Origin of the sequence: Sphaerisporangium dianthi, assembly GCF_042654065.1 — a bacterium.
In the GTDB taxonomy this organism is placed as follows: Bacteria; Actinomycetota; Actinomycetes; order Streptosporangiales; family Streptosporangiaceae; genus Sphaerisporangium; species Sphaerisporangium dianthi.
The window spans coordinates 90,321-101,855 of sequence record NZ_JBHSFP010000012.1; the positions used below are offsets into that span (position 1 = coordinate 90,321).

General features: G+C 73.5%; 7 protein-coding genes. 3 read left to right on the forward strand and 4 right to left on the reverse strand.

The features are described from left to right. Window positions 1-166 precede the first annotated feature (166 nt). Entirely contained in the window at window positions 167-625 is a 459-nt protein-coding gene (locus tag ACFO60_RS19220) for a GNAT family N-acetyltransferase (RefSeq protein WP_380841845.1), read from the forward strand. A 21-nt stretch (window positions 626-646) separates the two neighbouring features. Then, on the forward strand, window positions 647-1,255 hold the full coding sequence (gene coaE / locus ACFO60_RS19225) for a dephospho-CoA kinase (protein WP_380841847.1): 609 nt from the start codon (window positions 647-649) through the stop codon (window positions 1,253-1,255). Window positions 1,256-1,530: 275 nt separating this feature from the next. Here coaE and ACFO60_RS19230 read toward each other — a convergent pair whose 3' ends face one another. Then, the gene (locus ACFO60_RS19230; RefSeq protein ID WP_380841848.1) at window positions 1,531-7,566 is read right to left on the reverse strand and encodes a WD40 domain-containing protein; all 6,036 of its coding nucleotides are present in this window, start codon (window positions 7,564-7,566) and stop codon (window positions 1,531-1,533) included. Between the two features lie 216 nt (window positions 7,567-7,782). Between ACFO60_RS19230 and ACFO60_RS19235 the strand changes: the two genes are divergently transcribed. Then, the gene (locus tag ACFO60_RS19235) at window positions 7,783-8,973 is read left to right on the forward strand and encodes an ArsB/NhaD family transporter (protein WP_380841849.1); all 1,191 of its coding nucleotides are present in this window, start codon (window positions 7,783-7,785) and stop codon (window positions 8,971-8,973) included. Here the strand turns inward: ACFO60_RS19235 and ACFO60_RS19240 are convergent. The 3 genes from ACFO60_RS19240 to ACFO60_RS19250 are packed head-to-tail and all read right to left on the reverse strand — an operon-like array spanning window position 8,963 to window position 11,457. Further along, window positions 8,963-9,772, reverse strand: coding sequence for an inositol monophosphatase family protein (locus ACFO60_RS19240; protein ID WP_380841850.1), 810 nt, complete (start codon window positions 9,770-9,772; stop codon window positions 8,963-8,965). The genes ACFO60_RS19235 and ACFO60_RS19240 overlap by 11 nt on opposite strands. 9 nt (window positions 9,773-9,781) lie before the next feature. Then, window positions 9,782-10,432 carry a hypothetical protein gene (locus tag ACFO60_RS19245; RefSeq protein ID WP_380841851.1) on the reverse strand — a complete coding sequence of 217 codons (651 nt, stop codon included), beginning with the start codon at window positions 10,430-10,432 and terminating at the stop codon, window positions 9,782-9,784. Further along, on the reverse strand, window positions 10,429-11,457 hold the full coding sequence (locus tag ACFO60_RS19250) for a hypothetical protein (protein WP_380841852.1): 1,029 nt from the start codon (window positions 11,455-11,457) through the stop codon (window positions 10,429-10,431). Before ACFO60_RS19250 ends, ACFO60_RS19245 begins: the two co-directional genes overlap by 4 nt. Between the last annotated feature and the right edge of the window lie 78 nt (window positions 11,458-11,535).

The following is an 11,535-nucleotide window of genomic DNA, read 5'->3' on the forward strand; positions in this document are numbered from 1 at the left end:
CCCCTTTCTCATGCCCACGGCCGCCCCCGTGCGGGGGCTCCCCGCGGCCCTGTAGGGGTGGGTGACGCCCTCGCGTGCCGCCGGCGGACAAAGAGGGCCTTCCGCCCTCTCCCGTCCTTCTGGCGACTGACGCGCGGCTCGCCGGGACGCCCCCTACAGTGGGCGGGTGACGCCGATCGAGCGGGCCCGGCCCGAGGACGCCGGAGAGATCCTCACCCTTCAGCGGGCGGCCTACGTGGTCGAGGCCCAGCTGTACGGGGACCCGTTCATCGCGCCGCTGGTGGAGTCGCTGGAGGGCGTCCGCGCGGCCATCGACTCGGCGACCGTGCTCAAGGCCGTCGACGGCGGCCGCATCGTCGGCGCCGTGCGCGGCAGGCTGGGCGACCGCGCCGGTCTCATCGGCCGCCTCGTCGTGGCCCCCGACCGGCAGGGCCTGGGGCTCGGCACCGCGCTGATGCGGGCCATCGAGGACGAGATGAGCTCGCAGGTCAAGGCGTTCGACCTGTTCACCGGGCATCTGTCCGAGGGGAACCTGCGGCTCTACCGCCGCCTCGGCTACCGCGAGACCCGCCGCGAGCGGGTCCACGAGCACCTGACCATGGTGTACATGCGCAAGCACTCCTAGTGTTGGCTACGCTTTGCGTTCATGGTGAAAGTCGGGCTCACTGGCGGCATCGGGTCGGGTAAGAGCGAGGTCGCCCGGCGCCTGGCCGAGCGCGGAGCGGTGGTCATCGACGCCGACAAGATCGCGCGTGAGGTGGTTGAGCCGGGCACCAGCGGGCTCTCGCTCATCGAGGCGGCCTTCGGTTCGGGGGTGCTGCGCGAGGACGGCTCGCTCGACCGCGAGAAGCTCGGGCGCATCGTGTTCGCCGACGCCGACAAGCTCGCGCGCCTGAACGCGATCGTGCATCCGAGGGTCGGCGAGCGGGTGGCCGAGGTGCAGCGTGCGACGCCCGCCGACGCCGTGCTGGTCTACGACGTGCCGCTGCTCGCCGAGAACAACCTGGCGTCGATGTACGACGTGGTCATCGTGGTGGACGCCTCCGACGAGACCCGCCTCGCCCGTCTCACCGGTTCGCGCGGCATGGCCGAGCAGGACGCCCTCGCCCGCATCAAGGCCCAGGCCGCCCGGGAGGACCGGCTGAAGATCGCCGACATCGTCATCCCGAACGAGGACGGCCTCGACGAGCTCGACGCCCGCGTCGAAGAGGTGTGGGCGCGCCTGCTAGAGCGGCGCGACGCCGGCGACGCCTGACGGCGCGTCACCATGTGCGCTGTTCACGAACGTTCGCCGCGTCGGGCGCCGTACGGCGGATTCGGCATCGCCGTGCTACGACTCGCCTGCCCGGCGCCGGCCACATGCGGCACATCGAGGGGAGAACGGCGCCTGGTCAAGGCAGCTGGTCACCGCCGCGGGGCGGCTGCCGCCGGCCGATCGGCCCGGCGTGCCGGCGAGGCGGTCTGACGCCGCCCGGGAGGAGGTTGGACAGGGCCCGGGCGGCCCGGGTGGGCGGTCGGGGGCGGCGTGGCTCAGAAGGGGGCGTCCAGGGCGATTTGGCGTACTGCGGGCAGGTACGGGTCCAGCTCGCCGGGGTCGAACCGGCACATCCCGATGACGTACCAGAACTGCCCCGTCACGTCTCCCTCGATCTTGTACCGGCCGTCCGGGCTGATCGCCGCCCAGCCCTCGGCCAGCCCGAGCAGGGTGGCCCGCTGAAGCGGGACGTCTCCGGTGAGGTCCCACAGGATCACCACGCCGTCGTCCCCCGCGCTCGCGAGCACGTCGCCCGAGGGGGAGAACGCCACCGACCAGACGCGGCGGGTGTGGCCGACGAGCGTGTGCAGGTGGCGTCCCGACGCGGCGTCCCACAGCCGCACGACCAGGTCGTCCCCGCCTGTGGCGAGCAGTACGCCGTCGGGGCTGAAGTCCACCGTCCAGAGCCGTCCGGTGTGCCGGCTCAGCGTGTGCAGCAGGTTCTCCGCGGCCGGGAGGGCGCCCTGCGGGCCGAGCTGCCAGATGCGCGCGGTGCCGTCGTTGCCGGCGCTGGCCAGCAGCCTTCCCGTGGGGTCGAAGCGCACCGCGTACACCCGGTCGGTGTGGCCTTCGAGCACGGCCAGCCGCCTGCCTGAGTGCACATCCCACAGTCTCACGACACGGTCGTCGCAGCCGGTGGCGACGGTGGCGCCGTCCGGGCTGAACGCGATCGAGCGCACCCGCCCCCGGTGGTCGGCGAGGTTGCCGACCTCCCGTCCCGAGGTGCGGTACCACAGCCGGACGCTGTCGTCGTCGTTGGCCGTGGCGAGGATCTCGCCGTCCGGGCTGAACGCCTCGGCCCAGACGTGATCGGTCTCGACGTTGAGCTCGCGCTCGAACGTGCCCGCCGCCACGTTCCACAGGTAGACGCCGCCGTCGTTGCTGGCGGTGGCGAGCAACGGCCCGGCCGGGCTGAAGATCGCGGAGATGAGCCGGTCGGCGGTGCCGGTCAGCTCACGCAGCCGGCGCCCGGTCCGCGGGTCCCAGAGACGGACGTACCCGTCGTTGCCGCAGGTGGCCAGCATGGTGCCGTCCGCGCTGAACCGTACCGCGTTGATGCGCCGCCCGTGGCCGCGCAGCGTCTGCCGGCACTGGCCGGTCTCGGGGTCCCAAAGCCGGGCCGTGCCGTCGTTGCTCGCGGTCGCGAGCTGCCGGCCGTCCGGGCGGAAGGCGAAGGGCCACACCGAACCGCGGTGGCCGGACAGCTCGGCGCGCTGGCGGCCGGTGTCCGGCTCCCACATGCGCACCACGCCGTCGCTGTCGCCGGTGGCGAGGGTGTCGCCGCCGGGGCTGAAGAGCACCTGGTACACCGCCCCCGAGTGGCCCGCGAGCGCGCCCTGCGGCCGACCCGTGCGCGGATCCCACAACCGGACGGCGCCGATGGTGTCACCGGAGACCAGGAGGTCCCCCGAGGGGTGGAAGTCCAGCGCGTAGACCCGGCCGGTGTGGCCGCGCAGGTCGTGCAGCGGCGCCCCGGTGGCCGGGTTCCAGATCTTGACGGCCCCGGTGTGGTCGCCGGCGGCCAGCAGGCGGCCGTCCGGGCTGAGCGCGAGGCGGTAGACCGTGCCCTGGTGGCCGGTCAGCGAGTGGCTGAGCCTGCCGGTGGCGAGGTCCCAGACGCGGATGGCGCCTCCCGCGTCGCCGGTCACCAGCCTGCCGGGGAGGAAGACCGCGCTGTAGATGGGGGAGGTGTGGCCGGGCAGCGAGGCCAGCGGCTCGCCGGTGGCCGCCGACCAGACGCGCATCACGCCGTCGGCGCCGCCCGCGGCCACCAGCTCGCCGGACGGGCTCAGCACGACCGGCCACACCCCTTCGGCGTGCCCGGTGAGGACGTGGCGCGGGGTGCCCATGGACGGGTCCCAGATGCGCACGGTGCCGTCCGCGGCGCCGGTGACCAGCATGCCCGGCCCGTAGACCACCTTGTACACCCGCCCCCGGTGGCCGTGCAGGGTGCGCAGAGGTGATCCGCTGACGCTGTCGCACACCAGCACCCCGCCGTCCTCGCTGCCGAAGGCGAGCAGGCCGCCGTCGGAGCTGTAGGCCACCGGTTGCGGCAGGCGGCTGCTCTGGTAGTGGTAGCCGTACGGCACGCCGACGAGCGGGGGCGCCAGCTCGGGGGTCACGGGATGGCCCGGGGCGATGGCGGCGCCGCGCAGGGCGGGGTCGGACGCCAGCGAGGCCGAGGCGGTGACGTCGATCAGCGCCGCGCGGTCCCAGCGGCTTCGTTCGGTGGCGATGTCGCGCAGGTCGGCCCGGGGGAGCCGGGCGCGGGTCAGGTCGGCGCCCCGCAGGTCGGCCCCGGCGAGGACGGCCTCGTCGAGCCGGGCGCCGTTGAGGCGGGCGTCGCGCAGGATGGCGCGGGTGAGGTTGGCGCCGACGAGCTGCGCGTCGGTCAGGTCGGCGCCGGTGAGGTCGACGCCCGCGAAGTCGCGGTAGGAGAGGTCCTCGCCGTGCAGCCGCGCGCCCCGCAGGTCGGTCCTGGCGGGGGTGCGCAGCCTGGTGGTGATCTTTATGGCGTTCGCGCGGGCGATGTCGTCGGCCGCCGGGTCGGCGAGCGTGCGGCCCGCCCACGCCTGGAGAGGCCCGGTGTCGGCCAGGTCGCACAGGAAGTCCACGATCAGCGGCGACAGCGCACGCCGCGAGAGCGGCTCGCCGAGCGTCCGCGCTATGTGGCAGGCGACCAGCCACTCCATCACCGAGGAGTGGATGAAGCCGAAGAGCCCTTCGTCGGTGCGGACGAGCAGGCTGCCCGTACCCATCGCGTGCGCGGTCTGGCCCGCCGACAGACGGCTGTCGGCCAGCTCGGCGAGGGGTTCGGCGACCTCCGTGAGCTCGGACGGCCGCAGGTAGGACTCGCCGTTCTCCCACAGGCGCAGCGCCAGAGTCGTCGCCGCGTGCCGCAGCTCGGCGGAGGTCAGGCCGCCGGGCGCGCCGGGCACGTGCGTGCGCCGCTCCTCGAACAGCAGCCAGTTGTCCAGGATCTCGGAGTACAGGCCGGCCGGGCTGATGGTGTCGCCGGCCTGCGCCACCGCGCGCAGCCGATCGTCGGGCAGGTCGGCGATGAAGCTCAGCATGCGCGGGTTCTGCGCGAGGCCGAGCAGGTCGGAGATGCCGGCGAGCAGGCTCATCCGGTCGTCGGCCGCGCGCGCGTCCCCGCCGTACCGGTTGGCGAGGTAGGCGCGCACCTGGGCCTGGGTGAACTCCTCCACGCTCAGCACCCGCCGGTTCGGCAGCATGCCGACCCGCTCGCCGAGCGCGGTCAGCACCTGGGCGTGCGACTTGAAGTGCTGGGTGCGGCTGGCCACGATGACCTTGGCCTTGTCCTCGGCGGCCTGCAGCAGCGTGTCGAGGTGGTCGGCCGCGCGCTCGTAGGTGACCCGGGTGACCAGCTCGTCGAACCCGTCGAACAGCAGGACGATGCGGCCCTGCCGCAGCATGTAGTGGAAGGCCTTGAGGTCGATCAGCTCTTCACCGTGGTTGGCCAGGTGCGCCGCCACCAGCCCGTCGACCGAATGCGCCTTGTCCAGGGCCCGCAGCTCGATGAGGATCGGGGTCAGGTGGGGCAGCTCGGCGGGGATCCTGCGCGCGAGCTCCCGCAGGGCGAAGGTCTTGCCGCGGCCGAAGTCGCCCAGCAGCAGCACGAACCGGCCGTGGTCGGCGGCGAGCAGCCGCAGCAGCTCGCCGGTGAGGTCGTCGCGCACGCCCTGGCCGGCGCGGTCCATCTCACGGTAGCGCTGCGGGACGTAGAGCCCGGCGGGGTAGCGGCGGTCGCTCAGGAGCCTCGCGGTCTGGTCGGCGACGTGGTCGGACAGGTCGAGCAGCCCCTGGAACTCGGTGAAGCTGCGCAGCCGCACGCCCCGCCGCAGGGCGTCGTCCCGGACGGACCGCGACGGGGTGACACCCTGGTACACCAGCTCGGAGCCGTGCTCCAGGCCGGCCGCGTGGACCTGCCGGAGGAAGGCCGACACGTCGCCGGCGGTGACCGGGCCCGCGTGCGCGCCGATGAGCTGCTGGCGGACGAAGCCGTCCTCGGCGAGGGTGACCAGCAGGTGCGGAGGATCACCCGGCACCTTGCGGATCTTGGTGCGGTCGCTGCGCGTCTCGCACACCTCGGCGATGCGGTCCAGCAGCAGGCTCGACGGGCTCGCCTGCCGCTCGGGCTCGCCGCCGGTGTCCGGCGGAGTCTCGAGCGGGTCGAGCGCCACCCGCTCGACGGTGCTCGCCGGCGGGAACGTGCCGTGCACGGACCGGCGGTCGTAGGCGATCTCGTCGGGCGGGGAGATCTCCTCCCGGTCGCGCGCCCAGCGGCGCACGCCGTCGGGGGTGATCTCGATGATCTGGTGGCGTCCCGGCGCCAGGGACGGCACGCAGGGCAGATCGCCGAGCCGGCCGATCTCGTCCGGGCCGCCGCCGTGCAGCAGCAGGTTGAGCCGCGTGCCGAGCAGCCGTTCGAGCGTGCCGCGGTCGCGCAGGGCCGAGGGGTGGTGGCCGACCGTCCCGATGCGCAGCCACCCCGTCTCTTCGAAGGGGCGCAGGCGCTCGGCGAACCAGGCGGCCTGCGCCTGCCCGATGTGGCCGTAGGCGTCCTCCTCGCGGTGGCTCATGGCCATGGTGGAGTTGAGCCCGGCGACGACGACCTTCAGCTCGGGGTCGGCGAACAGGCTCCAGGGCTGGGCGCTGTCGAACTCGGGGTCGGCCAGCCCCTGGTAGACGTCCTTGAACAGGCCGGAGAAGTGCCGCCATTTCGGCCAGTAGGGCGGCTCGGGCGCCACGTCGTCGGCCTCGCACGTGGCGAAGTAGGCGCGGCTGGCCGCCTTGGTGACGTCGCGGGGGCCGGGCACGATCACCAGCCTGCGCTGTTCGAGGCCGAGGAGCACCCGCAGGCCGGTCAGGAACGCGAGCGCCTCGCCGTACTCGCGGACGCTGCCCGACTCGGTGATGTCGCCGCTGACCAGCAGCAGGTCGGGGCGGGGGACGCCGGCGTCGGCCAGGCGCGTCAGGTCGGCCCAGACGCTGGACTGGAGCTCGCCGGCCCCGAGCGGCTCGTCCGCCTCGGCGAGCCCGCGCCCGAAGCGGGGCCCGGCGACGTGCAGGATCGTGACCGAGGAGCGTTCTCCCTGGACGCGCGCGGCGGCAGGGAACGCGGGCGGGGTCACGGGCGTCCTGCGCCGGTGGCGCATGGACGGCGGCTCACCGCCCGCGGCGGGGACGGGCGACGGGGCGCCCGCGCCGGTGAGCGGATCGCCGGCCAGGACGTCCTGCCCGGGGCGGGGGACGCCCGTCCCGGCGCCTCCGCCCGGGTACGGCGGCGTCGCGTGGCCGCCCTGTTCCGGCGCCGTCGTAGGGCCGGCGGAGCCCGGCGCCGTCGTAGGGCCGCCCTGTGCCGGCACCGTCGTGCGGCCGGCGGGCCCCGGCGTCGTCGTGCGGCCGCCTTGCCCGGGCGCCGTCGCGTGTGCGGCCGGCTCCGGCGACGCCGGTCGCCGGGGGATCTCCGGCGAACCGCCGAGGGGGGCCGCGCGCCCGCCGCGCGCCTCCTGGACCAGCGTGCCGGGGATGGTCTTGGCCGGCGCGCCCGGGAAGCCGGGCTGCTCCTCGGGCTTGGCCCGGCCCGACAGGGTGTGCCGGATGCGGTCGAGCAGCAGGGACCTGGCCTGGCCGGCGTCGGTCACGCCGACCAGGTCCACCCACGTGATCGTCGAGAGCAGTCCTTCGAGCGGGCACTCTTCGATGCGGATCGTCACCAGCCGGTTGCCGGGATTGTCGGGGTCGGCGCGGAAGGCGGTCAGCCACTCCTGGCGTCCGAAGCGGGACCCGAGGTAGTTCTTGGACAGGATCGCCACCATCAGCTTGGCCTGGCTGACGCCCCGGTCCATGAAGTCGACGAAGTTGGTGCCGGGGACGAAGTCCCAGGCCTGGAGCATGGTGCGGTATCCGGCGGTCTCCAGCTGCCAGGCGATCCAGCCGGCCCAGCGTTCGTCGGCGGGGGAGTAGCTGATGAAGATGTCGATCCGCGTGCCGTTCCCGCCGTCCATGCGGACTCCCGTCCCTCGCGTGCGCCACCCCGGCGTGACCGCCCGGTCCCGGCCGCCCTTTCCGCGCTGATGATCGGCGCCCTTCCCGGTCTCTCTCTCGCGCTCGTCGCCGCGTTCCCGGCCCGCGCCCCGGCCGGGCGGGGACGTTCACCGCCGTCATTATCGCTTGCGCCGCCGGGGGTTTCGAGGATTTCGATCTCTCGCCGGTGTGGGATCATGGCGGACGTGATACGGCGGCTGGCGGTGCTCGACTGGGTTCGCCTCGGGGTGCTCGCCGCGGGGCTGCTGTGCGTGGCGACCGGGTTGCTCCCCGCCGAGGAGGCCGTCGCCAACGTGCGCCGCATCGGCCCGCTGCTGCTCTTCCTGGCCGCGGTGATCGTGCTGGCCGAGCTGACCAAGGAGGCGGACGTCTTCGACGTCCTCGCCGGCCGGATGGCGATCCTCGGACGCGGCAACTATGTCGCCCTTTTCCTGCTTTGCACGGCTTTCGCGTCTTTCGTGACGATATTTCTGAACCTGGACACGACGGCGGTGTTGCTCACACCCGTCATGCTGGCCCTGGCGCCCCGCGCGCGCATCGCCACGCTGCCGCTGGCCATGACCACGATCTGGCTCGCCAACACCGCGAGCCTCCTGCTGCCGGTCTCCAACCTGACGAACCTGCTGGCCATGGACCGCGTCGAGTTGTCCACCCACGACTTCGCCGCCCGCATGTGGGCGCCGCAGGCCGCCTCGATCGCCGTGACGATGCTGTTCCTGTGGGTCTTCTACTGGCGGCGCGGCGAGCGCGGCGCCGACAGGTACCAGCCGCCGTCCCCGGCGCCGGTGGGCGACCGCGTGCTGTTCACCGTCGCGGGCGGCGCCTGCCTGCTGTTCATCGCCGCCATCCTCGCCGGCGTCCAGATCGGCGCCGCGGCCGCGGTGGCCGCCCTCGTGGTGATCGCGGCCTTCGCCTGGCGCGACCGGTCCAAGCTCACCTGGGGGCTCTTCCCCTGGCAGCTCCTGGTGTTCGTCACCGGGCTGTTCCTCGTGGTGCCCACGCTGAGCCGGTACGGGCTCGACGACCTCATGCGCGCGCTCGTCGGCGGCACGGGCGACACCGCGGGCGACTACCGCGCCGCCGCGGCGGGCGCGGGGCTGTCGAACCTGGTCAACAACCTGCCCGCCTACTACGCCGGCGAGCGGGTGATCGCCCCGGCGAACCACGATCAGCTGCTCTCGCTGCTCATCGGCACCAACGTCGGCCCGTTGATCACGCCGTGGGGGTCGCTGGCGACCCTGCTGTGGTTCGAGTGGTGCCGCCGCCGCGCGGTGAAGGTGCCGATGGCCAAGTTCGTGCTGACCGGGCTCTGCCTGTGCGCGGCGGGCATCGCCGCCACCGTCACGGCGCTGCTGCTCACCGCGTAGCGGCGGTGACCAGCCCGAGCAGGTCGTCGACCAGCTCGGGACAGGCGGCGACGAAGTTCCTGCGACGCGCCGGCAGCCCGGTGTGCCCGTCGAAGAGCTCGCCGTCGAACCCCCGCACGCACAGACCGGCCTCCTGGGCGATCAGCAGCCCGCCGGGAAGGTCCACGGCCTCGGCGCGGTAGCCCACCACGGCGTCGATGTCGCCGCGCGCGAGCAGCACCCAGCCCAGCAGGGGCGCCCACAGTTGCAGCACCCTGCGCGCCCGGACGTCCAGGGCCGCCTTCAGCGACCGGACGGCGGGGTCGTCGCGGGAGACGTCGTGCCCCTGCGTCCAGGCGATCACCGGCCCGTGCGGTCCCCGCGGGCGCCGCGGGAGCGGCACAGGACCCCGGGGGCCGAGGGCGCCCCGCCCGCGCACCGCCGACCACGTCTGCCTCCCGACGGGGTCGTGCACGACGCCGAGCCGCGGCAGCCCCTGGTGGCACAGCGCCAGCCCGACCACGTACAGCGGCAGGCCGATGGCGAGGTTGTTGGTGCCGTCCAGCGGGTCGACGAACCAGGTCCAGGCGGCGGCGGAGTCCCCCGAGACGCCGGACTCCTCGGCCACCACGCGATGCTCGGGAAACGCGGCCCGGATGCGATCGAGCAGGAGCTTCTCGGCGGCGAGGTCGAGGTCGGTGACCAGGTCGCCGCCCTCCTTGGCGCGGACCCCGAACCCGCCCGGCGCGCGCTCTCTGAGCAGCGTCCCCGCCGCCTCCGCGGCCTCCACGGCGACCCGCCGGGCGTGATCGAGATCCATGGGATCCTCCTATGCTCGCGCCAGGTGCTCCGCGGCCAGCCGGGCGGCCCGCGCGGTCTCCTCATCGTCGCAGCGCCGGCGGACCACGCGGTGGGCGCGCGTGCCGAGCGGGCCGAGAGACAGGTCGGCCATGCCCGGGCGCCCGCTGCCCAGGGCGATCGTCGCGGTGACGGTGCCCTCGGGGATCACGCTGCGGTGGAACACCCCGGCGCGCAGCGTGTAGACCTCGCCCGCCCGATAGGCCACCGACGCGCCCGGGGCATAGGTGACGGTGCGGCCCGTGGGCCTGATGCTGTCGACCTCACCCGCGCTGAGCACCTCGAACACCCGATGCGACGCTCCGGGGCCGCGGTCGGCGATCGCGGCGAGCTCGTTGCGCACCTGGCCGAACAGGACGTAACTGACGAGGTCCCAGCTGTGGCAGTGGATCTCGGAGGTGGTGGCGGCGACGCCCGGGAGGTCGTCCGACCACAGATGCACGCAGACGCCGTGCTCGCCGCTGCGTTCCACCGGCAGGCAGACGAAGCCGAGCGGATGGCGGACCGCCCTGATCGCGGACCTGCCCGCCGCGATGTCCAGGAGCAGGCGCAGCGCCCGCCCGGGCAGGGCGCTCGGGACGGCGCCCGCCGCCAGCTCCTCGTACAGATCGTGGTACATCATGCCGAGTAGGGATTCTTGGCGCGGATGGCCTTGCGGATGATCTCGACCACGTCGCGGTCGCCGTAGGACCTCGGCAGGCCGAGGCCGAGCGCCTCGAACAGCTTGCGGACCTCGTCGACGGTGGGCTCGTCGCCGACCTGCGTCGCCTTCGCCGACTCCAGGGGCACGCGCCGGGCCTGATCGAGGCTTGCGATCAGCTCGGTGGCGCAGTGGTCGTAATAGAAGCTGCCGCGCCGGCTCATCAGGGCGCGGTTGGGGTCCTCCACCGTGATGATCACATGATTGGCCGACAGGTCCCAGCGGAACGTCGTCATCGTCGCCGACAGCCCGAGATGGATGTCGAGCAGGCTGAACCGCTGCCGGTACCAGGAGGCCGCCAGGATCGTGGCGTAGGACTCTTTGCGGGTGCGGTCGACCGTCCAGTACTCGCCGGTGCCGTCGGGCGCGTCGGACACCGACCGGCGGAAGCGCCCGTACGCCTCGCAGACGCCGATGTGGGTGGGGTCGATGATCTCCAGGCGCACGAGAAGGGCCTTGCGCTCTCTGCGGGCGGCGCCGACCAGCTCGGGCAGCGTCACCGCCCGCACATAGGTGCCCGTGCCGCCCTTGAAGTACCAGCGGTCGGTGGACCGCCGAGCCTCGGCGAGCGCCTCGGCGATCTCGTCGGAGCCGTTCAGCACCTGGACCACCTGCAGGTCGTCGAGCACGCGCCGGGCGCTCTCGACGACCGTCTCGAGGCGCGTGAGGCGGTCGAGGCGCTCGGGCAGGTCGGCCAGCGCGCCGGAGGTCGTGCGGAAGTTCTCCCTGATCGTCTCTTCCATGGGCTCCTGCCGCCAGCGGTCGCGCAGGATCGCGGCGGTCAGCAGGCCGAGCACGAGAAGGGTCACCCCGCTGATCAGCTCACTCTTGGGCTGGCCCATGATCTGGTCGCTCGCGGTGAGGCCGAGGAAGGCGATGAAGACGGCCAGCACGAGGGCGATGACGCCGTCGGCGTTCTTGCCGACCCAAGCGACGAATTTGCCCATGCGCTCCATGGCGCCCGCCCCGCCTCGACGATCCGTAAGCCCCGTGGTCATGGTAATGGCAGGGTAAAGCCGCGGCCA